Source organism: Streptomyces sp. NPDC048185 (genome assembly GCF_043202495.1).
GTDB lineage: Bacteria > Actinomycetota > Actinomycetes > Streptomycetales > Streptomycetaceae > Streptomyces.
The window spans coordinates 190,552-215,197 of record NZ_JBIDAN010000006.1; the positions used below are offsets into that span (position 1 = coordinate 190,552).

The window sequence follows — 24,646 nt, forward strand, 5'->3', positions numbered from 1 at the left end:
CTACGGCCGGTGGAAGGCGACCTCCGGGCGGGAGGGCGTGGGGCCGTCGAGCAGGGGCCGGGGGATGCCGCGCAGGTGGAGGTCGAAGAAGGCGGCGACGTAGTCGCGGGTGAGGGACCAGCTCCGCTCGCCCGACAGCGGCACCGTCGGGTCGGGCAGTCCGAGCTGGTCCCCCAGCCAGGGGAAGTCGGTGAAGGAGAAGTGCCCGGCGCCGTCGAAGGTCAGCCAGCGCTTCCAGCCGTGCAGACGGTTCCAGGCCTCCGCCCAGTCGGTGCCGGTGCTGCCGGGACGGTGGGTGGCCTCCGCGCCGATCATCAGGAAGGGCCGCCCGCCGAGCCCGGCCCCGGGGGCCTGGACGAAGAAGTCACCGTCCAGGTCGGCACCCGCCCGCACCCGCCGGTCGGCCGCCATGGTCGCGGCGGCGGCCGCTCCCCCGATGGAGTGTCCGGCGGCCCCGATCCGCCGCGTGTCGATCATGCGGGAGAAGGCGGCGCCGGGGCCCCGGTGCGCCGTCAGTTCGTCGACGACGAAGGACAGGTCGGCGGCGCGCCCGCGCACGACGGCCGCCTGCTCCGGCCCCGGATCGACCTCTTCGCACGCCACGCAGGGCAGCATCCGGCCGCCGGGGAACTCCGTGCCGACGGACTCGTAGGCGTGGTCCACGGCAGCGACGACGTAGCCGCGACTGGCCAGGTCCTCGGCGAGCGAGGTGAGCGTGGTGCGCGGCATCCCGAAGCCGGGGGACAGCAGCACCAGGGGGAAGCGGCCCGGCGCCGGGGGAGCGGCGACCCGGGCATGGGTGCGCGTCCCGGCGACCGTCCCGGCCGGCACCACTCCGCCGAGCCCTCTCTCCTCCAGCAGGAGCCGCGCCTCCTCGGTGGTCATGTACGTCGCGGGCGCCCCGCCCGACGGACGGGCCGGGTAGGACACGGACACCATCAACTCCCGGTGTCCCACGGCCGGTACCCAGGGGTCCGTACGGCTCCGGTCGACGAGGTGCAGGGTGCGCCGGCCCACCGGGTGGGGCCCGGCGGGCGCGGGCAGCTCGGGCTCCGCGACGGCGGACGGTGCCTGGACCGCCCGGGGCGGGGCCGCCGATGCGCCGGGCGCGGCGCCCAGCAGCGGGACGGACAGGGCGCAGGTGAGCAACGCGGCCAGGGCGGCGGTGCGTGATCTCCGGTTCATGCAGGCGAAGTTAGGCCCGGACGGCCACCCGGCGCGTCGGACCGGGGCGGTACTTCGGCGTAGGCCCGGGGGGTGATCCTCGGCCCCGGTGTCCGACCGGGGTCCCGGGCCCACCCGCACGGCAGGCACGACCGAGGCCTGACCGGAGCTGACGCCGGCGAGTCCGCTCCGGCCGGCCGTAGGGCGCCGGCCGGTCCGACGGCGGTGGAACCGGGTGCCGCGGGCCTCGCGTGATCGTCCGTATGGACGGTTCGGGTGATCAAGCGGAGGCGCCGCGGCGGTGGGGCGGGAAGCGGGCGTGGCTGACCGGGGGCGGTGCGGCCGTCGTCGCGCTGGCGGTCGCTGTGGGTGCGGTGGTGGCCGACGACGAGCCGGCCGGCCTCGCCGCGCCGTACAGCTGCGGTACCGGCGTCCGCGGCACCGCGGCCACCGCGCCCGCCCCGGACGGCGCCGCCGACTTCGACGGGGACGGGCACCCCGACCTGGCCTTCGGCTCCCTGGGGAGCGTGCCGGGCGGGAGCGGGGGCGGGAGCATCGAGGTGGCGTACGGGACGGGGGCCGGGACCGGGATCGGCCGGTGCCAGTACCTGACGCAGGACGACGCCGGGATACCCGGGAAGAACCGTGACGAGGCCTTCTTCGGGACGGACGTCGTGGCCCGCGACCTCGACGGGGACGGGTACACCGACCTCGCCGCCTCCGTCTTCGACTGGAAGCCGAGCGTGATCATCGTGTGGGGTTCCGAGGACGGGCTGTCGCGCGCGACCAGGGTGCCGGGCACGGACCGCAGCCACGTCGCCTGGGACAACGACCCGATCCTGGACGAGCAGCTCGTCGGCGGGGACTTCGACGGGGACGGGCACGCCGACCTCGTCTTCGGGCTCGGCTCCGACAAGGGGCTGCTCGTGGGCCCCTTCGGACGCGACGGCGCCCCGGCCGGCACGGGCCGCGTCCCCGCGCCGCGCAGGCCCGCGCCGGACGTCGAGAACGCCGTCTACGGCGACCTCCTGGCCGGGGACCTCGACGGCGACGGCGCCGACGACCTGGTCAGCTTCCACGCGGCCGACCCGGACCCAGAGGCGCCCTGGGGCGAGCAGAGGCGGCCGGTGAGCTACCTGCACGGCGGCCGGGACGGCTTCACGCAGCCCGAGGACACGCGGCTCCCCGACGCGGGCGAGGGAGCGGTCGGTGACGTGGACGGGGACGGGTGTGACGACCTGGTCCTCAGCCCCCGGGGCGGTGACGCGAGCCGCAGCTCGGTGACGGTGGTGTACGGCTCGGAGGCCGGGCCGGGGCGGCGTACGACGACCGTCGACCGCGCCACGCCCGGCGTGCCCGGCGAGGAACCCCAGGACGAGGACGCCGTCTTCGTCGCCCTGGACACCGGGGACGTCGACGGCGACGGATACGAGGACGTGGTGGCCGGTGCTCCCCGCTGGGACGTGTACGGCGAGCCGGGCCCGGAGCAGGTGCTGTTCCTGGCGGGTGGCCCGGACGGGCTGAGCGGTGAGGGCGCCCGGTTGTTCGACGGCGACGACCTCGGCGCCGCACCCGGCGGTGACGCCGACTTCGGCGGCGCCGTGGGCCTCACCGACCTGGACGGCGACGGACGTGCCGACCTCGTGGTGACCGCGCCCGGCAGCGACACGGTCGACGGGGTCGCGTACCTGTTGCGTGGCACCGCGGACGGGCCGTCCACCGAGGGCGTCACCCGGCTGTCCGGGGACGTCTTCGACGACACGGAGGGGCTGGGGCTGCTGATGGGCGGCGGAGAGGTCGCCCACTAGACCGTCTCGGGGTTCCGCGCCTTCCGGTGCTCGATCTAGGACGGGATCTGACCTCGATGCCTCATAGCGTGGTCTCGACCGAGGGACACAGGAACACCGGAAGACGGAGAACGACCATGACCTTCGACGAGTCGACCACCCGAGACCTGGCCACCGACGACCTGGCCGTCCGTGACGCGGCCGAGGCCCCGGCCGTCTCCGGCGAGCGCGACGACCTGCTGGCGATGCTGGCCAAGCACCGGCACTTCCTGCGCTTCACCACCCGTGACCTCACCGACGAGCAGGCCGGGCTGCGGACCACCGCCGGCGAGCTCTGTCTGGGCGGGCTGATCAAGCACGTGACCTCGGTCGAGCGGAAGTGGGGCGACTTCCTCCTGGACGGCCCGTCGGCGTTCGGGGACTTCACGGCCATGACCGAGGCCGACTGGGAGCGGCGGGCCGACGAGTTCAGGATGCTGCCCGGTGAGACGCTGGCCGGTGTGCTGGCCGACTACGCCGAGGTGGCCCGCCGGACCGACGGCCTGGTCGCCACCCTGCCCGACCTGGGGGCCGTGCAGCCGTTGCCGAAGGCCCCGTGGTTCCAGGACACGCACTGGTCGGCGCGCCGGGTGCTGATGCACATCGTCGCCGAGACCGCTCAGCACGCCGGCCACGCCGACATCATCCGCGAGTCCCTGGACGGCGCCAAGAGCATGGCCTGACCGGCGGCGGGCGGTCAGCCGTAGAGCGAGCGGGCTGCCGGGCTGCCGGCCGCGAAGCGCTGGCCCATGGCGATCTCGTCGCCGACCACCGACCAGACCGTCTCGTCGTCCTGGAAGGGGAGCGGGTCGAGGCCGTCCGTCTCCCGGCGGACGCGCTCGACCTCGCGGTCCAGGCGCTCGAAGCCGGCCTCCTCGTCGTCGTCGCCGAAGGTGAACTCCTCCAGCAGGCGCTGGAACCGGACGGTGACCCGGACCAGCGAGGAGACGTCCGTGTGGAGCTCCCGCACGGTCTCCTCGTCGGGGTCGACGGCGTACACCGTGCCGCTGCCGGGGTCCAGGGCGAGGTGGGCGTTGAGCAGCCAGCCGATGACGGGCCAGCCGCCCGCGCCACGCGGGGCGGTCTCGAAGTCCTCGGCGTGCACGACGTCCCGGACGAGAGGCAGCCGGCCGGACTCCTCGTCGGGCTCGCGCAGCGAGAGCGTCCCGGTGGGGACGCCGACGGTCCCCAGGAGGCGCGCGCCCTCGGTGTCCGCCGCGAAGGGCGGGAAGGCGGTGGCGGGCAGGGTGGCGAGCCGGTCCTCGCCGAAGATGTCGGCGAGTTCGCCGCGGGTGACGTCGAAGAGCACTTGCCGGGACTCCGAACTCAGCTGAGGGCACGGGCGCCGTGGGGGCGGCCCGGTCACTCTACGGAGCCGTGCTCCGGGTGGGCGGCCGGGGGCACCCGTGCGTGACCGGAGCCGCGCCGGCCCGCGCCCGGTGGACGGGCGACGTCACGGCTACCGGCGGCGGCCCTCGCCCGACCCGCCACCGGTGTCTCCGACGCCCCGGGGCGACCGCTCACGGAGCCGTCTCGCCCCGCACCAGCGGACCGCAGACCGGCTGGGTCCCCTCGGGGAGGTCGTCCGGGCGGCACCAGCGGGCCTCCAGGATCTCGAACGGGTCGAGGCGCAACTCGCCGCCCAGCAGACGGGCCTCGTACGCCACCTCCAGGCGGGTGCGCAGACCGCTGTTCAGCATGACCAGCCGGCCCACCTCGACGTCCAGGCCGGTCTCCTCGGCGACCTCGCGCACCACGGTGGCCCGGAAGTCCTCGCCCTTGCGTGCGAAGCCGCTCGGCAGACCCCACTGGCGGCCCGGCGGCCACATCCGGTGCCTCAGCATCAGGACCCGGCCCTCGTCGTCCCGCACGACCCCGGTCACACCGACCACGAACTTGGCGTTCAGCAACCACATGATGCGGCTCTGCAGCGGGCGCAGCAGGCGCCAGAGGCGGGCAAGGAGTCGTCTCACGCCGCGGACGCTACCTCCTCGGTGAGCGGGCCCGTCCGGCGAGGCCCCCGCCCGCCAGGCGGACGTCCGTTGACAGCCGCACACCCCGCCCCCGACAGTTGCATGGCAGGGCTACGCGCCTGACCGAGTCCACTACCCTGGACTGTGCCGTACAGCACGATGAACGACATCGACCCGCAGACCGACCCGGAGCCCTCGTGAGCACCTCCAGCGCCACCCCCGGCACCCCCTCCCCGGCCGCCTCCACGGCGGGCCCCGAGGCGGCGCAGGCCGCCGGCCACGCGCCCGCGCCGGGTGGTGCCCCGGCGGGCCGGTGGGGTTCCCTCGGCCCGGTCGGGCTGGTCCTCGCCGGCGGCATCTCCGTGCAGTTCGGCGCCGCGCTCGCGGTGAGCCTCATGCCCCGGGCCGGCGCCCTCGGCGTGGTGACCCTGCGGCTGGTCGTCGCCGCCGTCGTCCTGCTCCTGGTCTGCCGGCCCCGGCTGCGCGGCCACTCGCGGGCCGACTGGGGCACGGTCGTCGTCTTCGGCATCGCCATGGCCGGCATGAACGGCCTCTTCTACCAGGCCGTCGACCGCATCCCCCTCGGCCCCGCCGTCACCCTGGAGGTGCTCGGCCCGCTGGCCCTGTCCGTCTTCGCCTCCCGCCGCGCGGTCAACCTGGTCTGGGCCGCGCTCGCCCTGGCCGGCGTCTTCCTGCTCAGCGGCGGCGGCTTCGACAGTCTCGATCCGGCCGGTGCCGCCTTCGCGCTGGGGGCCGGCGTGATGTGGGCCGCGTACATCGTCTTCAGCGCGCGTACCGGCCGCCGCTTCCCGCAGGCCGACGGGCTGGCCCTCGCCATGGCGGTCGGCGCGGTGCTGTTCCTGCCGCTGGGCATCGCCGAGTCGGGGTCGAAGCTGATCGACCCCGTGACGCTCGCGCTGGGTGCCGGGGTGGCCCTGCTCTCGTCCGTCCTGCCGTACACGCTCGAGCTGCTCGCGCTGCGGCGGCTGCCCGCGCCGACCTTCGCCATCCTGATGAGCCTGGAGCCCGCCATCGCCGCGACGGCCGGCTTCCTCATCCTGGACCAGGCCCTGAGCGCCGCCCAGTCCGCCGCCATCGCCCTGGTCGTCGCGGCCAGCATGGGCGCGGTGCGCACGCAGGTGGGACGGCGCGGCCGCGCGAAGCGCGAGCTGCCGGGGGCGGGAGCGGACGGGCAGTAGACGGCCCCCTGTCCGGCAGCCTCCAACGGGCACACGCTGGACGCGCGGCACCTCCTTCCGGCACCTCCGCCCCCGGCCCCCGCCCCGGTTCGCCCCCGGTACGGGGGCCGCGGCGCTTCCGCCCCGCCTCGCCCCGGCCTGCCCGGCCCTGTCCCGGCCCGCCTCGCCCCGGCCCCGGCCTTCGCGGCCTTCCGCGCGAAATTCATGCAAGCATGCTTGATTGTTTGCGCCCCCGCTGCCATGCTCCACCCCACACCGCGCCGCACGCCGCCGTGCTCGAGGGGAGCGCCCGTGTCCGACCCGACACCCGTGATCGACGACCTGCGCGAGGAGGGCGAGGAGCTCGACGCGCTGGTCGCCGCGCTGAGCCCCGAGCAGTGGGCGCTCGCCACCCCCGCCCCCGGCTGGACGATCGCCCACCAGATCGCCCACCTGGCCTGGACCGACGGGTCCGCCCTGCTCGCCGTCACCGACGAGGACGGCTTCCGGACGCTGGTGGAGAAGGCCCTCGCCGCGCCCGGCACCTTCGTCGACGAGGGCGCGGAGGACGGCGCCCGCCGGCCCCCCGCCGAGCTGCTGGAGCACTGGCGGGAGGGCCGCCGGCGGCTCGAGACCGCACTGCGCGCGTCGGCCCCCGGCGCCCGTTTCCCCTGGTACGGCCCGCCCATGGCGGCCGCCTCCATGGCCACCGCCCGGCTCATGGAGACCTGGGCCCACGGCCTCGACATCGCCGCCACGGCCGGTGTCACGCGCCCGCCCACCGACCGCCTGCGGCACATCGCCCGCATCGGTGCCCGGACCCGGGACTTCGCCTTCGCCGCCCACGGCCTCACCCCGCCCGCCGAGCAGTTCCGCGTGGAACTCACCGGACCGGACGGCGCCCCGTGGACGTACGGCCCCGAGGACGCGGCCCAGCGCGTCACCGGCCCCGCCCTCGACTTCTGCCTGCTGGTCACCCAGCGCGCCCACCGCGCCGACCTCGCCCTCACCGCCGAGGGACGGGACGCCGACCGCTGGCTGGACATCGCCCAGGCCTTCGCCGGACCGCCGGGAGCGGGACGGAAACCGAAGGGGGCCGAGGGATGACGGCGCCCCTCCGCGTCGGCAACGCCTCCGGCTTCTACGGCGACCGCTTCGACTCGATGCGCGAGATGCTCACCGGCGGCCCCCTGGACGTCCTCACCGGCGACTACCTCGCCGAGCTGACCATGCTCATCCTCGGCCGCGACCGGCTCGCGAACCCCGACGCGGGATACGCGCGCACCTTCCTGCGCCAGCTGGAGGAGTGCCTCGGCCTCGCCCACGACCGGGGCGTCCGCATCGTCACCAACGCCGGCGGACTCAACCCCGCCGGACTCGCCGACGCCGTGCGCGCCCTCGCCGGGCGGCTCGGCATCCCCGTACGGGTCGCGCACGTCGAGGGCGACGACCTCACCGCCGGCCACCCGGGAGCGCTGGCCGCGCACGCCTACCTCGGCGGCTTCGGCATCGCGGAGTGCCTGCGCGCGGGGGCGGACGTCGTCGTCACCGGGCGGGTCACCGACGCCGCCCTGGTCACCGGGCCCGCCGCCGCGCACTTCGGCTGGGCGCCGACGGACCACGACCGGCTCGCGGGCGCGGTCGTCGCCGGTCACGTACTGGAGTGCGGGGCGCAGGCGACCGGCGGCAACTACGCCTTCTTCCGGGACGGCGACGTACGGCGCCCCGGCTTCCCGCTCGCCGAGCTGCACGCCGACGGCACCTCGGTCGTCACCAAGCACGACGGCACCGGCGGCTTCGTCGACGTCGGCACGGTGACGGCCCAGCTGCTGTACGAGACGGACGGTGCCCGGTACGCGGGGCCGGACGTCACCGCCCGGCTGGACACCGTACGGCTCACCCAGGACGGCCCCGACCGGGTGCGCATCGACGGCGTCCGGGGCGAGGCCCCGCCGCCCACGCTCAAGGTCGGCCGCAACCGGCTCGGCGGCTTCCGCAACGAGGTCACCTTCGTGCTCACCGGCCTCGACGTCGAGGCCAAGGCCGCGCTGGTGCGGGCGCAGATGGAGCCCGCCCTCGGCAAGGTCGCCGACGTCCGCTGGGACCTGGTCCGCACCGACCGTCCCGACGCGCCGGCCGAGGAGACGGCGAGTGCCCTGCTGCGGCTGGTCGTCCGCGACGCCGACCAGCGGGCCGTCGGGCGGGCACTGAGCGGCGCCGCGATCGAGCTGGCCCTCGCGAGCTACCCGGGCTTCCACGTGACCGCGCCGCCCGGCAAGGGCACCCCCTACGGCGTCTTCGAGGCCGTCCACGTCCCGCAGGACGCCGTCGAGCACGCCGCGGTCCTGCCCGACGGCCGCCGGGTCCCGGTGGCGCCGCCCCGCGACAGCGCCGTCCTGCGCGCCGTACCCGAGCCGCCGCTGCCGGAGCCGCTGCCGGACGGGCCCCGCCGCAGCGCCCCCCTCGGCCTGGTCGCCGGGGCCCGCAGCGGCGACAAGGGCGGCAGCGCCAACGTCGGCGTGTGGGCCCGCACCGACGAGGTCTGGCGCTGGCTCGCGCACGAGCTGACCGCCGACCGGTTCCGGGAACTGCTCCCGGAGGCCCGCGACCTGCCCGTCACCCGGCACGCGCTGCCGAACCTGCGCGCCCTGAACTTCGTGGTCGAGTCGATCCTCGGCGAGGGCGTCGCCGCCCAGCACCGCTTCGACCCGCAGGCCAAGGCGCTCGGGGAGTGGCTGCGCTCCCGCCACCTGGACATCCCGGAGGTTCTCCTGTGACGGTCCTGCCCACCACCGTCGACCCGGCCGCCCCCGACCACCGGGCGAACCGCGAGGCCATGCTCGCCCGACTCGCCGAGCTGGACGCCGAACACGCCAAGGCCCTCGCGGGCGGCGGCGAGAAGTACGTCGCCCGGCACCGGGCGCGCGGCAAGCTGCTCGCCCGCGAACGCATCGAGCTGCTCCTCGACCCCGACACGCCGTTCCTGGAACTGTCGCCGCTGGCCGCCTGGGGCAGCGAGTACACCGTCGGCGCCTCCCTCGTCACCGGCATCGGCGTCGTCGAGGGCGTCGAGTGCCTGATCACCGCCAACGACCCGACCGTGCGCGGCGGCGCCAGCAACCCCTGGACGCTGAAGAAGTCGCTGCGCGCCAACGACATCGCCCTCGCCAACCGGCTGCCCTGCATCAGCCTGGTCGAGTCCGGCGGCGCCGACCTGCCCTCCCAGAAGGAGATCTTCATCCCCGGCGGCGCGATCTTCCGCGACCTCACCCGGCTCTCCGCCGCCGGCATCCCCACCGTCGCCGTCGTCTTCGGCAACTCCACGGCCGGCGGTGCCTACATCCCCGGCATGTCCGACCACGTGATCATGGTCAAGGAGCGCGCCAAGGTGTTCCTCGGCGGGCCGCCGTTGGTGAAGATGGCCACCGGCGAGGAGAGCGACGACGAGTCGCTCGGCGGCGCCGAGATGCATGCGCGCACCTCGGGCCTCGCCGACTACTTCGCCGTCGACGAACCGGACGCCCTGCGCCAGGCCCGCCGCGTGGTCGCCCGCCTCAACCACCGCAAGGCGTACGCCGATCCGCCGCTGGCCGAACCGCCGAAGTACGACCCCGGGGAACTCCTCGGCATCGTCCCCGACGACCTCAGGACCCCCTTCGACCCGCGCGAGGTGATCGCCCGGATCGTCGACGCCTCCGACTTCGACGAGTTCAAGCCGCTGTACGGGACCAGCCTGACCACCGGCTGGGCACGCCTGCACGGCTACCCGGTCGGCATCCTCGCCAACGCCCGGGGCGTCCTGTTCAGCGAGGAGTCGCAGAAGGCCGCCCAGTTCATCCAGCTCGCCAACCAGCGCGACATCCCGCTGCTGTTCCTGCACAACACCACCGGCTACATGGTCGGCAAGGAGTACGAGCAGGGCGGCATCATCAAGCACGGCGCCATGATGATCAACGCCGTGTCCAACTCGCGGGTGCCGCACCTGTCCGTCCTCATGGGGGCGTCGTACGGCGCCGGGCACTACGGCATGTGCGGCCGCGCCTACGACCCGCGCTTCCTGTTCGCCTGGCCCAGCGCCAAGTCCGCCGTCATGGGCCCGCAACAGCTCGCCGGGGTGCTCTCCATCGTCGCCCGCCAGTCGGCCGCCGCGAAGGGACAGCCCTACGACGACGAGGCGGACGCGGCGCTGCGCGCCATGGTGGAGCAGCAGATCGAGTCCGAGTCGCTGCCCGTGTTCCTGTCCGGCCGGCTCTACGACGACGGCGTCATCGACCCGCGCGACACCCGCACCGTCCTCGGCCTGTGCCTGTCCGCCGTCCACACCGCGCTCTACGAAGGTGCGCGCGGTGGCTTCGGCGTCTTCCGGATGTGAGGGGTGAGGGACCAGTGATCACTTCCGTCCTCGTCGCCAACCGGGGCGAGATCGCCTGCCGCGTCTTCCGCACCTGCCGGGAGTCGGGCATCAGGACCGTCGCGGTGTACTCGGACGCCGACGAGAACGCCCTCCACACGCGCGAGGCCGACGCGGCGGTCCGCCTGCCGGGAACGGCGTCCGCCGACACCTACCTGCGCGGCGACCTGATCGTGAAGGCCGCCGTCGCCGCCGGCGCCGACGCCGTGCACCCCGGCTACGGCTTCCTCTCCGAGAACGCCGACTTCGCACGCGCCGTCACCGACGCCGGCCTGACCTGGATCGGACCGCCACCGCGGGCCATCGAGGCGATGGCGTCCAAGACCCGCGCCAAGGAGCTGATGGGCATCACCCCCCTCGGCGAGGTCACCGAGGCCGACCTGCCGGTGCTGGTCAAGGCCGCGGCGGGCGGCGGCGGACGCGGCATGCGCGTCGTACGGCGCCTGGCGGACCTGGACGCCGAGCTGACCGCCGCCCGCGCGGAGGCGGCGGCCGCCTTCGGCGACGGCGAGGTGTTCGTCGAGCCCTACCTGGAGAACGGCCGCCACGTCGAGGTGCAGATCCTCGCCGACACGCACGGCACGGTGTGGGCGCTCGGCACCCGGGACTGCTCCCTCCAGCGCCGCCACCAGAAGGTGATCGAGGAGGCGCCGGCGCCGGGACTGTCCGCGTCGCTCACCCGGGACCTGCACGAGCAGGCCGTCCGGGCCGCCCGCGCCGTCGACTACACCGGCGCCGGCACCGTCGAGTTCCTCGTCGCGGACGGCCGGGCCCACTTCCTGGAGATGAACACCCGGCTGCAGGTCGAACACCCCGTCACCGAGGCGGTCTTCGGGATCGACCTGGTCGCCCTCCAGCTCCGCGTCGCCGAGGGCCACGCCCTCGACACCGACCCCCCGCGCGCGCGTGGCCACGCCGTCGAGGCCCGCCTGTACGCCGAGGACCCGGCGCGGGGCTGGGCCCCGCAGACCGGCCGCCTGCACCGCCTCGCCGTCCCGGACGGCATCCGCCTGGACACCGGCTGCACCGACGGCGACGACATCGGCGTCCACTACGACCCGATGCTCGCCAAGGCCGTCGCCCACGCCCCCACCCGCGCGGAAGCCGTCCGCCGCCTCGCCGGAGCGCTGGAACGGGCGGCGATCCACGGCCCGGTCACCAACCGGGACCTCCTCGTCCGTTCCCTGCGCCACGAGGACTTCACCTCCGCCCGCATGGACACCGGCTTCTACGACCGCCACCTCGCCGCCCTCACCGAGCCGGCCCCCGACCCCCTCGCCCCGCTGGCCGCCGCCCTGGCCGACGCCCACGGCCGCTCCCGGTTCGGGGGCTGGCGGAACGTCCCGTCACAGCCCCAGGTCAAGCGGTACGCCATCGCGGGCGAGGAACACGAGGTCCGCTACCGGCACACCCGTGACGGCCTCGCCGCCGACGGCGTACGCGTCCTCCACGCCGACGCCGCACGCGTCGTCCTGGAGACGGACGGCGTCCGGCGCACGTACGAGATCGCCCGCTACGGCGACCGGGTCCACGTGAACACCACCGCCCTCACCCTCCTGCCCCGCTTCCCCGACCCCACCGCCCAGCACGCCCCCGGCTCCCTCCTCGCGCCCATGCCGGGCACGGTCGTCCGCATCGCGGAGGGCCTGACCGAGGGCATGACCGTGCAGGCGGGCCAGCCCTTGCTGTGGCTGGAGGCGATGAAGATGGAACACAGGATCACCGCCCCGGCCACGGGAACGCTGAGCGCTCTCAACGCCGAGCCCGGCAGACAGGTGGAGGTCGGCGCCCTCCTGGCCGTGGTCGACGGGGACGCCGGTTAGGGGCGCGGGGAACTGCGCGACCAGCCACGACGAAACCCGCACCCGAAGGAGCACAGTGACCACCCTCATCGAATCCGACGAGCACAAGTCCCTCCGCGAAGCGGTCGCGGCCTTCGCCAAGAACCACCCCGCCACCGACAACCGGCAGTTCTGGCGCGACGCCGCCAAGCTCGGCTACATCGGCGTCAACCTGCCGGAGGCGTACGGCGGTGGCGGCGGCGGCATCGCCGAACTCTCCCTCGTCCTCGAGGAGATGGGCGCCGCGGGCAATCCCCTGCTCATGATGATCGTCTCCCCGGCGATCTGCGGCACCGTCATCGCCCGCTTCGGCACCGAGGCCCAGAAACAGGAATGGCTCCCCGCCCTCGCCGACGGCAGCCGCCTGATGGCCTTCGGCATCACCGAACCCGACGCCGGCTCCAACAGCCACCGCATCACCACCACCGCCCGCCGCGACCCGGCGAACGGGGACTGGCTGCTCACCGGCCGCAAGGTCTTCGTCTCCGGCGTCGACATCGCCGACGCCACCCTCGTCGTCGGCCGCACCGAGGACGCTCGCACCGGCAGGCTCAAGCCCTGCCTCTTCATCGTCCCGCGCGACGCGGAAGGCTTCCAGCGGCGCCCCATCGACATGGAACTCAACGCCGCCGAGAAGCAGTTCGAGCTCGTCCTGGACGACGTACGGCTGCCCGCCGAGGCCCTCGTCGGCGACGAGGACGCCGGGCTCCTCCAGCTGTTCGCCGGCCTCAACCCCGAGCGCGTCATGACCGCCGCCTTCGCGATCGGCATGGGCCGCTTCGCCCTGGCCCGCGCCGTCGAGTACGCCCGCGAACGCACCGTCTGGAAGGCCCCCATCGGCGCCCACCAGGCCATCGCCCACCCCCTCGCCCAGGCGCACATCGACCTCGAACTGGCCCGCCTGATGATGCAGAGGGCGGCCCACCTGTACGACGCAGGCGACGACATGGGAGCCGGTGAGGCCGCCAACATGGCCAAGTACGCGGCCGGCGAGGCCTGTGTGAAGGCCGTCGACCAGGCCGTGCACACCCTCGGCGGCAACGGCCTCACCCGCGAGTACGGGATCGCCCGGCTGATCACGGCCGCGCGTGTGTCCCGCATCGCCCCGGTGAGCCGGGAGATGATTCTCAACTACGTCTCCCACCAGACCCTGGGCCTGCCCAAGTCGTACTAGCCCACCGTGGAGGAACCGTGTTCCGCAGCGAGTACGCAGAAGTCCCGCCCGTCGAACTGCCCATCCACGAAGCCGTGCTCGGCCGGGCCGCCGTGTTCGGGAACACCCCGGCACTGATCGACGGCACCGACGGCACCACGCTCACCTACGAACAGGTGGACCGGTTCCACCGGCGCGTCGCCGCCGCCCTCGCCGAGGCCGGCCTGCGCAAGGGCGACGTCCTCGCCCTGCACAGCCCCAACACGGTCGCCTTCCCGGTCGCGTTCTACGGCGCCACCCGCGCGGGCGCCGCCGTGACCACCGTGCACCCGCTCGCCACGGCGGAGGAGTTCGCCAAACAGCTCGGCGACGCCCGGGCCCGCTGGATCGTCACCGTCTCACCCCTGCTGGCCACCGCCCGCCGGGCCGCCGAACTCGCGGGCGGGGTCCAGGAGATCTTCGTGTGCGACAGCGCACCCGGTCACCGCTCCCTCATCGACATGCTGGCCTCGACCGCACCCGAACCCGACGTCGCCGTCGACCCGGCCGAGGACGTCGCCGCCCTGCCGTACTCCTCCGGCACCACCGGCGTCCCCAAGGGCGTCATGCTCACCCACCGCCAGATCGCCACCAACCTCGCCCAGCTCCAGCCCGCCGTCGCCGCCGGACCCGGCGACCGGATTCTGGCGGTTCTGCCCCTTTTCCACATCTATGGGCTCACGGCGCTCATGAACGCCCCGCTGCGGCTCGGCGCCACCGTCGTCGTCCTGCCCCGCTTCGACCTGGAACAGTTCCTCGCCGCCATCCAGAACCACCGCATCACCGGCCTGTACGTCGCCCCGCCGATCGTCCTCGCCCTCGCCAAGCACCCCCTGGTCGCCGACTACGACCTGTCCTCCCTGAAGTACGTCATCAGCGCCGCCGCCCCCCTGGACGCCGGCCTCGCCGCCGCCTGCTCCAGGAGGCTCGGCCTGCCGCCCGTCGGCCAGGCCTACGGCATGACCGAACTGTCCCCGGGCACCCACGTCGTCCCCCTGGACGCCATGGCCGACGCACCCCCCGGAACCGTCGGCAAGCTCATCGCCGGCACCGAGATGCGCATCGTCTCCCTCGACGACCCCGGCAAGGACCTCCCCGCCGGCGAGTCCGGCGAGATCCTCATCCGCGGCCCCCAGGTCATGAAGGGCTACCTCGGACGCCCCGACGCCACCGCGGCCATGATCGACCAGGACGGCTGGCTGCACACCGGGGACGTCGGACACGTCGACGCCGAGGGCTGGCTGTTCGTCGTGGACCGCGTCAAGGAACTGATCAAGTACAAGGGCTTCCAGGTGGCCCCCGCCGAACTCGAGGCCCTCCTCCTCACCCACCCCGGCGTCGCCGACGCCGCCGTCGTCGGCACCCACGACGACGACGGCAACGAGGTGCCGCACGCCCACGTCGTGCGCCGGGCGCCCGCCGAAGGGCCGACCGAAGGAGAGGTCATGATGTACGTCGCCGAACGCGTCGCCCCTTACAAACGCGTACGCCGGGTCACCTTCGTCGACGCCGTGCCCCGGGCCGCCAGCGGCAAGATCCTCCGCCGGGAACTGCGAGGCCGCCCGTGACCCCGGTCCACCGCACCCGCGCGCGGGGCGTCGAGACCCTCACCCTCGACTCCCCGCACAACCGCAACGCCCTCTCCGCGGCCCTCGTCACCGGCCTGGCCGACGCCCTCACGGAAGCCGGCGACGACCCCGCCGTCCGCGCCGTCGTCCTCACCCACACCGGCACCACCTTCAGCGCCGGCGCCGACCTGCGGGACCCGCCCGCCCCGGACGCCCTCGTCGCCCTGCTCCGGCGCATCGTGGAGCTGCCCAAACCGGTGATCGCCCGGGTCACCGGACACGTCCGCGCCGGCGGCCTCGGACTGCTCGCCGCCTGCGACGTCGCCGTCGCCTCCACCACGTCGACGTACGCCTTCACCGAGGTCCGCATCGGCGTCGCCCCCGCCGTCATCAGCCTCACCGTGCTGCCCCGCACCGACCCCCGCGCCCTCGCCCGCCACTACCTCACCGGCGAGCGCTTCGACGCCGCCGAGGCCGCCCGCATCGGCCTGGTCACGGCGGCGGGCGACGACGTCGACGCCGTCCTCGCGCCCGTCCTCGACGGTGTGCGCCGTGCCTCACCGCAGGGCCTGGCCGAGACGAAACGGCTGCTCACGGCTAGGGTGCTGGAAGCCTTCGACCGGGACGCGGCCGACCTGACCGCGCTCTCGGCCCGGCTGTTCTCCTCCCCGCAGGCCCGCGAGGGGATGACGGCCTTCCTCGAACGACGGGATCCGGAATGGGTGGTGTGAGCACGGCCGACCGAGCCGAGCGAGTACCCAAGCAGGACCGCAGCCGGGCCACTCGGCAGCGGCTCCTCGAAGCCGCCGTGGCCTGCCTCGCCGAACACGGCTGGGCCGGCTCCACGGTCTCCGCCGTCGCCGAACGCGCCGGCGTCTCCCGCGGTGCCGCCCAGCACCACTTCCCGACCCGCGAGGACCTGTTCACGGCGGCGGTCGAGTACGTCGCCGAGGAACGCTCGGGCGCGCTGCGCGCCCTGTTCCCCGACGGCGCGGCGACCGACGACCGCCGCGCCGTCGTGGCCGCCCTCGTCGACCTGTACACGGGCCCGCTGTTCCGCGCCGCGCTCCACCTGTGGGTCGCCGCCTCCGACGAGGAGCAGCTGCGCGGCCGGGTGACCGAGCTGGAGGCCCGCGTCGGCCGCGAGACGCACCGCATCGCCGTCGACCTCCTCGGCGCCGACGAGAGCCGCCCCGGCGTCCGCGAGACCGTCCAGGGCCTCCTGGACATGGCCCGCGGCCTCGGCCTCGCCAACCTCCTCACCGACGACGCCGGCCGGCGGGAACGGGTCGTGGCCCAGTGGGCGGACCTGCTGGACGGGGCGCTGGGCTGACGCCCGCCGGCCCGCATTCCGCGGCCCGCCCGGCGGCTCACGGCGCGAGCCGCTCCACCCGCCAGCCCCCGCCGTCCGGAGCCACGTACCGCAGCCGGTCGTGCAGCCGGTTCTCCCGGCCCTGCCAGAACTCCACCGCGCTCGGCACCACCCGGAACCCGCCCCAGTGCGGCGGCACCGGCACTTGCTCGCCCTCCGGATAGCGCGCCGACAGCTCCGCGTACACGGAGTCCAGGGCCTCCCGGCCGGCCACCACCGACGACTGGACACTCGCCCACGCCCCCAGCTGGGAGCCGTGCGGCCGGGTCCGGAAGTACGCGGCGGTCTCGTCCCGCCCGGTCCGCCGCGCGACACCCGTGACGATGACCTGGCGGGCCATTGCGTGCCAGGGGAACAGCAGCGACACGTGCGGGTTCTCGCCCAGCTCGCGGCCCTTGCGGGACTCGTAGTTGGTGTAGAAGACGAAGCCCCGCTCGTCGAAGTGCTTCAGCAGCACCGTGCGCGAGCTGGGCCGGCCCTCGGCGTCCGCCGTGGAGACGACCATGGCGTTCGGCTCGAACAGGCCGCCGTCCGTCGCGGCCTGCTTGAACCAGCGCGCGAACTGCTCGACGGGGGTGGCGGCGAGCTCGCTCTCGCGGAGCCCGTCGGCCCGGTACTGCTTGCGCATCGACGGAAGATCGAAGGGGGCGGCATCGCGGTCGGTCACGACGGCCATCCTGCCGTATCCGCACGGCCCCGTTCCGCGGTGTCCTTCGTCACTGAGTGGCACTGAGTGCCGCGACCCCTCCCCAAGGGTGACACCCGGGGTTATCGTGCTGGTTCCGTCCCGGTCGGGTGAGCGCCTGCCGGACGGGGCATCACACGGGTGACCGCGGGGACCGCGAGCCGGCACACGGCCGTGGATCCATCGGGACGACCGCACTCGTCCCCGCGCCGGTCGCCACACATCACGACCACGAGGAGCCGCCTGATGTCCGATTTTGTACCCGGGCTAGAGGGAGTCGTCGCGTTCGAGACGGAGATCGCCGAACCCGACAAGGAGGGCGGCGCCCTCCGCTACCGCGGGGTCGACATCGAGGACCTGGTCGGCCACGTCTCCTTCGGCAACGTGTGGGGCCTGCTCGTCGACGGCGCGTTCAACCCCGGCCTGCCGCCCGCCGAACCCTTCCCCATCCCCGTGCACTCCGGCGACATCCGCGTCGACGTCCAGTCCGCGCTCGCCATGCTGGCTCCGGTCTGGGGCCTCAAGCCCCTGCTGGACATCGACGCCGAGCAGGCCCGCGCCGACCTCGCCCGCGCCGCCGTCATGGCCCTGTCCTACGTCGCCCAGTCCGCACGCGGCCAGGGCCTGCCGATGGTCCCGCAACGCGAGATCGACAAGGCCCGGTCGGTGGTCGAACGCTTCATGATCCGCTGGCGCGGCGAGCCCGACCCCAAGCACGTGGCCGCCGTGGACGCCTACTGGACCTCCGCCGCCGAGCACGGCATGAACGCCTCCACCTTCACCGCCCGCGTCATCGCCTCCACCGGCGCGGACGTGGCCGCGGCCCTGTCCGGCGCCGTGGGCGCCATGTCCGGCCCGCTGCACGGCGGCGCGCCCTCCCGCGTCCTGCACATGATCGAGGAGATCGAACGCACCGGCGACGCCGAGGCGTACGTCAAGAAGACCCTCGACGCCGGCGAACGCCTCATGGGCTTCGGCCACCGCGTCTACCGCGCCGAGGACCCCCGCGCCCGCGTCCTGCGCCGCACCGCCCGCGAACTGGGCGCCCCGCGCTACGAGGTCGCGGAGGCCCTGGAGAAGGCGGCCCTCGCCGAACTCCACGCCCGCCGCCCCGACCGGGTCCTGGCCACCAACGTCGAGTTCTGGGCGGCCATCATGCTGGACTTCGCCGAGGTCCCGGCCCACATGTTCACGTCCATGTTCACCTGCGCCCGCACGGCCGGCTGGTCGGCGCACATCCTGGAACAGAAGCGCACGGGCCGCCTGGTCCGCCCCTCCGCCCGCTACACCGGCCCGGGCCCCCGCGACCCGCGTGCGGTCGAGGGCTACGAGGACATCGCGGGCTGACCTTCGGGAGCTGCCGCGAAACGCAGACGACCCGCGAGTCTGGTTCCTCCGGGGAGGAGCCGGCCGGACGTACCGGCGACTCGCGGGTCGGGTGACTGCTTGGGATTGGGCCGGCTGCACGCGTTTCTCACGCGCTGGTCCGGCACCGCACTCCGTGTGGTGCCGGGCCGCTAGCCCGCAGCCACCTCACGCGTCCGGATCTCATACATCTGCCGAACCACCTCCCTTCTCGTGTGCCACCACACTAGGAACCGGACGGCCACCGAGGCAACGGCTTTTTTTCGAGCCGGTCCGCCGACCGATATGCTTGGACGTGTTCTGCCTGGTCACCTACCGTTCCGCGCATGACGCAGCGGCGGACGATTCTGAGTGGGTCCACGTTCGAGGAGCGGATCGGGTATGCCCGGGCCGTCGTCGACGGGGACCGGGTGCACGTGTCGGGGACCACCGGGTTCGACTACGCGGCGATGACCATCGCCGACGACGTGGTGGAGCAGGCCGAGCAGTGCCTGCGCAACATCGGGACCGCGCTGGCCGGGGCCGGCTGCACCTTCGCGGACGTGGTGCGGGTGCGGTACCTGCTGCCCGAGCGGGAGGACTTCGAGCCGTGCTGGCCGGTGCTGCGGCGGGTGTTCGGCGCGGTGCGGCCCGCGGCGACGATGGCGGTGTGCGGGCTCGCGGACGAGCGGATGCGCATCGAGATCGAGGTGGACGCGCGCCGTGGGCCCGTCGGGCCGGGGTCGGGGCTGCGGATCGCCGCCGTGGCCGGCGACGACATGGCGGAGGAGTGGCGGCACGTCCACAACGAGATCGTGCCGCCGGCGGCGATGTCCCTGGACGACGTGCGCGAGCGCAGCGTCCGGTACCGGCTGGAGAACGCCTACCTGGGGGACGTCCTCGTCGGCTGCTCGACCGTGCGTCCGCCCGAGGGGGAGGAGCGGGTGGCGACCGTGATCGCCCGGGTGCTGCCGGCGTTCCGGGGGCGCGGGATCGGCGCGGCGCTCTATGAGCGGGGGCTCGCGCACGCGCGCGGGCTCGGTGCCGGGGCGGTGGAGACGGTGGTGCTGGCGGCCAACGAGGAGGGGCTGCGGTTCGCCGGGGCGCGCGGGTTCACGGAGCGGGAGCGGTACGTCCTGGACGGCGGGAGCGACGAGTGGGTCGATCTGCGGCTGGCGACCGGGGCGTGACGGCGGGACCCTTGATGACAGGGGCGTATGCCGGGTTTCCGCTGCGCAACGATTTCCGCAATCTTGCGGGAACCCGGTGTGTGCTGCATCACGTTCGAGTTGAATGAAGGCCAGTGAACGAACCGGCGTACGGTACGGCGGACGCAGCCTGCAGGGGGTTCAGGTGAGTGCTTCCCGGCGTAGTGGGACCACTGACGAGCTGGGGCCGGGCGAACCGGAGCAGCCCGAGCGGGACGGTGCGGACCTGTTGGCCGCGCTCCTCGACGGGATGGACGCGGCGCTGTGCGCCTTCGACGCCGAGGGCGTCGTCACCCACTGGAACCGTGAGGCGGAGCGCATCCTGGGCTGGACCGCGGCGGAGGCCGTGGGGCGGCAGGGGTTCGCCGGCTGGGCGGTGCGCAGCGCGGACGCCGGGGAGGTCGAGGAGCGGCTGCTGTCCGCGATGCGGTCGCCGGGGCGTCAGGTGAACGAGTTCGCGTTGCTGACGAAGGACGGCGGGCGGGTGCTGGTGCGTACCCAGTCGGCGGCCGTGCGCGGCCCGGACGGCGGACCGGCCGGGGTGTACTGCGCGTTCAGCGAGGTGCACGCGCAGATCGACCTGGAGCGGTCGATCGCGCTGAGCGAGGCGCTGCTGGAGGACGCGAGCTGGGGCGTCGTGCTGGTGGACGTGGATCTGCGGCCCGCCGTGGTCAACGCGCACGCGGCGCGCGCGCTGGGTACCGGCCGTACGTCGGTGCTGGGCCGGCCGCTGGGCGATCTGCTCTCCCAGGGCGTGGAGGAACTGGAGAGCGCCCTCACGCACGTCCTGGCGGAGGGTGCGCCGCCGGCGCCCGCAGAGGTGTGGGTGAGCGTGCGCACGCCCGACGGCGAGCGGCGGCGGTGCTGGCGCAGCGGTTTCGTGCGGCTGGCCTCGCCGCTCGCGGAGGAGCCGGTGCCGCTGGGCGTCGGCTGGCTGTTCCAGGACGTCACGGAGGCCAAGCAGGGCGAGCAGGAGGCGGCGCTGCTGCGGTTCCGTGCCAATCAGCTGCACCGGGCGGCGCGGGCGGCGGCGGAGTGCGAGGACCCGGCGGAGGCGGCGACCGTCCATCTCGACTTCGCGCTGGCCGGGTTCGCGGACCACGCGCTGATCGACCGGGTGGCGGGCGGGGCGCTCGCGGAGACCGGGCCGGCGGATCCGGTGCGTCTGGTGCGGGTGGTGACGACGCCGTCCGGGGCGCCGGGGACCGGCCTGCCCTCCGGGGCGGCCGGGCTGCCGGTGCGGTACGGCGAGGGGCATCCGGCGTTGCAGTGCGTGGAGCGCGTCGGCTCGGTGCGGGCCAGTGCGGGGGTCGGCGCGGTGCCCCCCGAGCAGGCGCGCCGGTGGGCCGAGGCCCGGCAGTGGCCGCCGGACACGGTGCACGCTCTGTGCACCGTGCTACGCAGCCGGGGGCGGACGCTGGGTGTGGTGACGTTCCTGCGGGGCGCCGGCCGCGGTGCCTTCGAGCGCCCCGACGCGATGTACGCGGAGGACGTGGCGGTCCGCATCGCGACGACGCTGGACCTGGCCGGGGCGGTGGCCGGGGAGTAGGCGTACCTGCTCGGCCGGGGCCGGCCGTCCGCGCGTGACGCGGGTGTGCCCGGTGAGCCGGGGTCGCGGTGGCGCGCCGCCGGGTGGGACGGGACCCGGGCCGCGGGTGTCCCCGGTGGGGGCGGCCGCCCGCCGTGGCGCGGGCGGTGTGCCGTCGGCGGCGGTGCGTCCGGGGGTCAGTGCCGGTAGAAGATCCGGTCGCGGTACTCCTGCAGGACGCGGCCGTTCCATTCGTGACCGCCGTCCACGTTGCCGGAGCGCAGCAGGGGCGGTTCGATGCCGTGCTCGGCGAGGACGCCGGCCGCCGTGGCCATCACCGCCTGCATCAGTGCCGTGGTGACGACCGTGGAGGCGGGCGCGAAGGGGGCCGGGACGGTGTCGAGGGTGAGTTCCGCGTCGCCGACGGCGATCTTGGAGTCGAGGACCAGGTCGCAGTGGTCCTTGAGGAAGGTGCCGGAGGTGTGCCGGGACCTGGTCCCGGAGGCGTACGCCACCGAGGTGACGCCGATGACCTTCACGCCGAGCGCGCGGGCGTTCATGGCCATCTCGACGGGGAGGGCGTTGCGCCCGGACAGGGAGATGATCACCAGGGCGTCGCCCTCGCGCAGGGGCGAGGAGTCCAGTACGGCGCTCGCGAGGCCGTCGACGCGCTCCAGGGCGGAGCCGAGCGTGGCCGGCATGACGTCGACGCCGACGACGCCGGGCACGGCGAGCAGGTTCATCAGGGCCAGTCCGCCGGCGCGGTAGACGACGTCCTGGGCGGCGAGCGAGGAGTGGCCGGCGCCGAAGGCGAAGAGGCGCCCCCCGTCGCGGACGGTGTCGGCGAGCAGGGTGCCGGCCGCCTCGATGGCGTCGGCCTCTTCGTCGCGGACGCGGCGCAGCAGGTCGATCGCCGCGTCGAGGAACTGGCCGGCCGGCTTGCGGTCGCTCATGCGGGGCCCCTTCGGTGTGGCTGCGTCGCGATCACGGTGCGGTCTGGACCTGTGCGGTGTCAATACGGCCGAGCGGGGCGCGCGGGCGGCGTCCGGGGGTGCCGGATGCGGCCGGCTTCCCGCGGCGAGGGACGCTTGTCGGTGGTATGCGTCAGAATTGAATGCAGGGCCAGCGCACGCGCCGGTGGGCCTCGGCCTCCGGCACATCTCATCGAGGGGCACGTATGTCCGGACTGATCGACACCACGGAGATGTATCTCCGCACCATCCTCGAGCTGGAGGAGGAAGGTGTGGTCCCGATGCGTGCCCGGATCGCCGAGCGGCTCGACCAGAGCGGCCCGACGGTCAGCCAGACGGTGGCGCGGATGGAGCGCGACGGTCTGGTGTCCGTGGCGGCCGACCGGCATCTGGAGCTGACCGACGAGGGGCGCCGGCTGGCGACGCGCGTGATGCGCAAGCACCGGCTCGCGGAGTGCCTGCTCGTCGATGTGATCGGCCTGGAGTGGGAGCAGGTGCACGCCGAGGCCTGTCGCTGGGAGCACGTGATGAGCGAGGCCGTCGAGCGCCGCGTGCTGGAGCTGCTGCGGCACCCGACGGAGTCGCCCTACGGCAATCCGATCCCGGGCCTGGAGGAGCTGGGCGAGACGGACGGCGTCCACCCGTTCCTGGACGAGGGCATGGTGTCGCTCGCCGAGCTCGGCCCGGGTCCCGAGGGCAAGACGGTCGTCGTGCGCCGCATCGGCGAGCCGATCCAGACGGACGCGCAGCTGATGTACACGCTGCGCCGGGCCGGTGTGCAGCCGGGCTCGGTGGTGAGCGTGACGGAGTCGGCGGGCGGTGTGCTGGTCGGCAGCGGCGGCGAGGCGGCCGAGCTGGAGGCGGACGTCGCGTCCCACGTGTTCGTCGCCAAGCGCTGAGCGCGCGTATCGGCCGGTCGCGGGGCGGCCGGGCGGTCGGTGAGGCAGGGGGCGTGCCACCGCGCCGATCCCGTCGTTTCCGGGACGGGGTGCGCCGAATCGCAGCGGTCGCGCGCTTCGCGTGCGAGGCTGTCGCGTGAGTGCGGATGCGCCGGGCGGTGGACCGTGGTCCGACGGCACCGTGGTCCGACAGCGATGTCGGCCCGGCCGGGGAGGGGGAGGGACATGCCGGTGAGACGGAGAGGGCCCCGGCGCCTGGTGGCGCCGGGGCCTGTCCTCCCCTGTGCTGACCCGGAGCCCCGAGCTCTCAGGGTCAATCCCCTCGGACCGTTTTCCCCGAGCGGTCCGCCTCCCGCTGAAGATCTCCCCCCGGCGGCGGCGATCAATCCCTGAGGGGTGTCACTCGAATGAGGGGTGTTGCCCAGCGGGACGGCATTTTCGAATACGTATTCGATACTCTGCGACGGTCGGACACGAACGGCCCGTACGACAGGCGCCCGGCAGGACAAGCGCGGACACGAGAAGCAGCGCGGGGACGGCAGGGCGCAGGCACGGCAGGGCGCGACACTTGGGGGTGCCAGGACCTATGGCGCGGCGCATCGACGTCACCGGGGCGGGCGGGGTACGCCTCGCCGCCTGGGAGTTCGCGGACCCGCCCAAGACCGACGGGACGCACGGCACGGAGCCGGCCGACGGGCACGGCGGCCTCCCGGGCGTGCTGTTACTGCACGGCCTGATGGGCCGCGCCTCGCACTGGGCGCCCACCGCGCGCTGGCTCTCCGCGCGCCACCGGGCCGTGGCCCTCGACCAGCGCGGCCACGGCCGCAGCGACAAGCCCTCGGGGAGTGCCTACACCCGGGAGGCCTACGTCGAGGACGCAGAGGCCGCCCTGGAGCAGCTCGGCCTCGGCCCGGCCGTCCTCGTCGGTCACGCCATGGGGGCGCTCACCGCCTGGCAGCTCGCCGCCAAACGGCCCGACCTGGTCCGCGGCCTGATCATCTGCGACATGCGGGCCTCCGCGCTCGGCGCCGCCTCGCAGCAGGTGTGGGCCGAGTGGTTCAAGGCCTGGCCGGTCCCCTTCGCGACGCTCGCCGACGTGCGCAAGTGGTTCGGCGAGGACGACCCGTGGGTGGAGCGGCCCAACCCGGCCCGGGGCGAGTTCTACGCCGAGGTGATGGCCGAGTCCCCGGACGGCTGGCGCCCCGTCTTCGAACCCGAGCAGATGCTGCGCTCCCGCGCGACCTGGGTCCACGACGCCCACTGGGAGGAGCTGGCCCAGGTCCGCTGCCCCACCCTGGTCGTGCGCGGCCTGGACGGTGAGCTCGGCCGTGCGGAGGCCCAGGAGATGGTCCGGGTCCTGCCGCGGGGCCAGTACGCGGAGGTCGCCGACGCCGGCCACCTCGTCCACTACGACCAGCCGGAGGCCTGGCGGGCGGCCATCGAGCCGTTCCTGGACGCCCTCAGGGTGGAGTGAGGCGGGGCGGCC

21 protein-coding genes are annotated in these 24,646 nt (G+C 74.4%); 16 read left to right on the top strand and 5 right to left on the bottom strand.

Features of this window, described 5'->3' with window-relative positions; all coding sequences use genetic code 11:
* Nucleotides 1-1,185 carry an alpha/beta hydrolase gene (locus tag ACGF3H_RS19585; RefSeq protein WP_362489974.1) on the bottom strand — a complete coding sequence of 395 codons (1,185 nt, stop codon included), beginning with the start codon at nucleotides 1,183-1,185 and terminating at the stop codon, nucleotides 1-3.
* A gap of 230 nt (nucleotides 1,186-1,415) precedes the next feature.
* Between ACGF3H_RS19585 and ACGF3H_RS19590 the strand changes: the two genes are divergently transcribed.
* A complete protein-coding gene (locus tag ACGF3H_RS19590) occupies nucleotides 1,416-2,972 on the top strand; it encodes a VCBS repeat-containing protein (RefSeq protein ID WP_362489975.1) in 1,557 nt (518 codons plus the stop codon).
* A 116-nt stretch (nucleotides 2,973-3,088) separates the two neighbouring features.
* Nucleotides 3,089-3,673 carry a DinB family protein gene (locus ACGF3H_RS19595; protein WP_393816513.1) on the top strand — a complete coding sequence of 195 codons (585 nt, stop codon included), beginning with the start codon at nucleotides 3,089-3,091 and terminating at the stop codon, nucleotides 3,671-3,673.
* Nucleotides 3,674-3,687: 14 nt separating this feature from the next.
* On the opposite strand, the gene ACGF3H_RS19600 is transcribed toward ACGF3H_RS19595, so the two are convergent.
* Nucleotides 3,688-4,299 (bottom strand): SUKH-4 family immunity protein, encoded by a 612-nt coding sequence (locus ACGF3H_RS19600; RefSeq protein ID WP_362489977.1) that lies wholly within the window; start codon nucleotides 4,297-4,299, stop codon nucleotides 3,688-3,690.
* Between the two features lie 211 nt (nucleotides 4,300-4,510).
* The gene (locus ACGF3H_RS19605) at nucleotides 4,511-4,963 is read right to left on the bottom strand and encodes an NUDIX domain-containing protein (protein ID WP_362489979.1); all 453 of its coding nucleotides are present in this window, start codon (nucleotides 4,961-4,963) and stop codon (nucleotides 4,511-4,513) included.
* 197 nt (nucleotides 4,964-5,160) lie between these two features.
* On the opposite strand from ACGF3H_RS19605, the gene ACGF3H_RS19610 reads away from it, so the two are divergent.
* The 9 genes from ACGF3H_RS19610 to ACGF3H_RS19650 all read left to right on the top strand — a co-directional run bounded on the left by ACGF3H_RS19610 (nucleotide 5,161) and on the right by ACGF3H_RS19650 (nucleotide 16,486).
* Nucleotides 5,161-6,162 carry an EamA family transporter gene (locus tag ACGF3H_RS19610; protein WP_362489981.1) on the top strand — a complete coding sequence of 334 codons (1,002 nt, stop codon included), beginning with the start codon at nucleotides 5,161-5,163 and terminating at the stop codon, nucleotides 6,160-6,162.
* Nucleotides 6,163-6,453: 291 nt separating this feature from the next.
* A complete protein-coding gene (locus ACGF3H_RS19615) occupies nucleotides 6,454-7,248 on the top strand; it encodes a TIGR03084 family metal-binding protein (protein WP_362489983.1) in 795 nt (264 codons plus the stop codon).
* Entirely contained in the window at nucleotides 7,245-8,918 is a 1,674-nt protein-coding gene (locus ACGF3H_RS19620; protein ID WP_362489985.1) for an acyclic terpene utilization AtuA family protein, read from the top strand. Before ACGF3H_RS19615 ends, ACGF3H_RS19620 begins: the two co-directional genes overlap by 4 nt.
* Complete coding sequence (locus tag ACGF3H_RS19625) at nucleotides 8,915-10,513, top strand: carboxyl transferase domain-containing protein (RefSeq protein WP_362489986.1); 1,599 nt, start codon at nucleotides 8,915-8,917, stop codon at nucleotides 10,511-10,513. The genes ACGF3H_RS19620 and ACGF3H_RS19625 overlap by 4 nt, the downstream gene beginning before the upstream one ends.
* Before the next feature lie 14 nt (nucleotides 10,514-10,527).
* Nucleotides 10,528-12,375: a biotin carboxylase N-terminal domain-containing protein gene (locus tag ACGF3H_RS19630; protein ID WP_362489988.1), complete on the top strand. Its 1,848-nt coding sequence runs from the start codon at nucleotides 10,528-10,530 to the stop codon at nucleotides 12,373-12,375.
* 55 nt (nucleotides 12,376-12,430) lie between these two features.
* Entirely contained in the window at nucleotides 12,431-13,567 is a 1,137-nt protein-coding gene (locus tag ACGF3H_RS19635) for an acyl-CoA dehydrogenase (protein WP_362489990.1), read from the top strand.
* Between the two features lie 17 nt (nucleotides 13,568-13,584).
* Nucleotides 13,585-15,153 carry a 4-coumarate--CoA ligase family protein gene (locus ACGF3H_RS19640; RefSeq protein ID WP_362489992.1) on the top strand — a complete coding sequence of 523 codons (1,569 nt, stop codon included), beginning with the start codon at nucleotides 13,585-13,587 and terminating at the stop codon, nucleotides 15,151-15,153.
* Nucleotides 15,150-15,884 (top strand): enoyl-CoA hydratase family protein, encoded by a 735-nt coding sequence (locus tag ACGF3H_RS19645; protein ID WP_362489994.1) that lies wholly within the window; start codon nucleotides 15,150-15,152, stop codon nucleotides 15,882-15,884. The genes ACGF3H_RS19640 and ACGF3H_RS19645 overlap by 4 nt, the downstream gene beginning before the upstream one ends.
* Nucleotides 15,872-16,486 carry a TetR/AcrR family transcriptional regulator gene (locus ACGF3H_RS19650; protein WP_362489996.1) on the top strand — a complete coding sequence of 205 codons (615 nt, stop codon included), beginning with the start codon at nucleotides 15,872-15,874 and terminating at the stop codon, nucleotides 16,484-16,486. The genes ACGF3H_RS19645 and ACGF3H_RS19650 overlap by 13 nt, the downstream gene beginning before the upstream one ends.
* A gap of 37 nt (nucleotides 16,487-16,523) precedes the next feature.
* Here the strand turns inward: ACGF3H_RS19650 and pdxH are convergent, their stop codons facing one another.
* On the bottom strand, nucleotides 16,524-17,201 hold the full coding sequence (pdxH, locus tag ACGF3H_RS19655) for a pyridoxamine 5'-phosphate oxidase (protein WP_393816514.1): 678 nt from the start codon (nucleotides 17,199-17,201) through the stop codon (nucleotides 16,524-16,526).
* A 255-nt stretch (nucleotides 17,202-17,456) separates the two neighbouring features.
* Between pdxH and ACGF3H_RS19660 the strand changes: the two genes are divergently transcribed.
* From ACGF3H_RS19660 to ACGF3H_RS19670, 3 genes are all read left to right on the top strand, one after another.
* On the top strand, nucleotides 17,457-18,557 hold the full coding sequence (locus tag ACGF3H_RS19660; protein ID WP_362490000.1) for a citrate synthase 2: 1,101 nt from the start codon (nucleotides 17,457-17,459) through the stop codon (nucleotides 18,555-18,557).
* A gap of 344 nt (nucleotides 18,558-18,901) precedes the next feature.
* Nucleotides 18,902-19,744: a GNAT family N-acetyltransferase gene (locus ACGF3H_RS19665; RefSeq protein WP_362490002.1), complete on the top strand. Its 843-nt coding sequence runs from the start codon at nucleotides 18,902-18,904 to the stop codon at nucleotides 19,742-19,744.
* Nucleotides 19,745-19,847: 103 nt separating this feature from the next.
* Complete coding sequence (locus ACGF3H_RS19670) at nucleotides 19,848-21,311, top strand: PAS domain-containing protein (RefSeq protein WP_362490004.1); 1,464 nt, start codon at nucleotides 19,848-19,850, stop codon at nucleotides 21,309-21,311.
* A 176-nt stretch (nucleotides 21,312-21,487) separates the two neighbouring features.
* Here the strand turns inward: ACGF3H_RS19670 and ACGF3H_RS19675 are convergent, their stop codons facing one another.
* Nucleotides 21,488-22,243, bottom strand: a complete 756-nt coding sequence (locus tag ACGF3H_RS19675; RefSeq protein ID WP_362490006.1) for an SIS domain-containing protein — start codon at nucleotides 22,241-22,243, stop codon at nucleotides 21,488-21,490.
* A 224-nt stretch (nucleotides 22,244-22,467) separates the two neighbouring features.
* On the opposite strand from ACGF3H_RS19675, the gene ACGF3H_RS19680 reads away from it, so the two are divergent.
* Nucleotides 22,468-23,160: a metal-dependent transcriptional regulator gene (locus tag ACGF3H_RS19680; protein ID WP_362490008.1), complete on the top strand. Its 693-nt coding sequence runs from the start codon at nucleotides 22,468-22,470 to the stop codon at nucleotides 23,158-23,160.
* A 586-nt stretch (nucleotides 23,161-23,746) separates the two neighbouring features.
* Nucleotides 23,747-24,634, top strand: coding sequence for an alpha/beta hydrolase (locus tag ACGF3H_RS19685; protein ID WP_362490010.1), 888 nt, complete (start codon nucleotides 23,747-23,749; stop codon nucleotides 24,632-24,634).
* Nucleotides 24,635-24,646: the final 12 nt, after the last annotated feature.

What these genes read in the sequence shown, in the direction of transcription:
- ACGF3H_RS19665 (WP_362490002.1), top strand. Translation starts at nt 18,902, where the DNA reads ATGACGCAGCGGCGGACGATTCTGAGTGGGTCCACGTTCGAGGAGCGG.
- pdxH (WP_393816514.1), bottom strand. Translation starts at nt 17,201, where the DNA reads ATGGCCGTCGTGACCGACCGCGATGCCGCCCCCTTCGATCTTCCGTCG.
- ACGF3H_RS19620 (WP_362489985.1), top strand. Translation starts at nt 7,245, where the DNA reads ATGACGGCGCCCCTCCGCGTCGGCAACGCCTCCGGCTTCTACGGCGAC.
- ACGF3H_RS19585 (WP_362489974.1), bottom strand. Translation starts at nt 1,185, where the DNA reads ATGAACCGGAGATCACGCACCGCCGCCCTGGCCGCGTTGCTCACCTGC.
- ACGF3H_RS19675 (WP_362490006.1), bottom strand. Translation starts at nt 22,243, where the DNA reads ATGAGCGACCGCAAGCCGGCCGGCCAGTTCCTCGACGCGGCGATCGAC.
- ACGF3H_RS19650 (WP_362489996.1), top strand. Translation starts at nt 15,872, where the DNA reads ATGGGTGGTGTGAGCACGGCCGACCGAGCCGAGCGAGTACCCAAGCAG.
- ACGF3H_RS19670 (WP_362490004.1), top strand. Translation starts at nt 19,848, where the DNA reads ATGAAGGCCAGTGAACGAACCGGCGTACGGTACGGCGGACGCAGCCTG.
- ACGF3H_RS19685 (WP_362490010.1), top strand. Translation starts at nt 23,747, where the DNA reads ATGGCGCGGCGCATCGACGTCACCGGGGCGGGCGGGGTACGCCTCGCC.
- ACGF3H_RS19680 (WP_362490008.1), top strand. Translation starts at nt 22,468, where the DNA reads ATGTCCGGACTGATCGACACCACGGAGATGTATCTCCGCACCATCCTC.
- ACGF3H_RS19595 (WP_393816513.1), top strand. Translation starts at nt 3,089, where the DNA reads ATGACCTTCGACGAGTCGACCACCCGAGACCTGGCCACCGACGACCTG.
- ACGF3H_RS19660 (WP_362490000.1), top strand. Translation starts at nt 17,457, where the DNA reads ATGTCCGATTTTGTACCCGGGCTAGAGGGAGTCGTCGCGTTCGAGACG.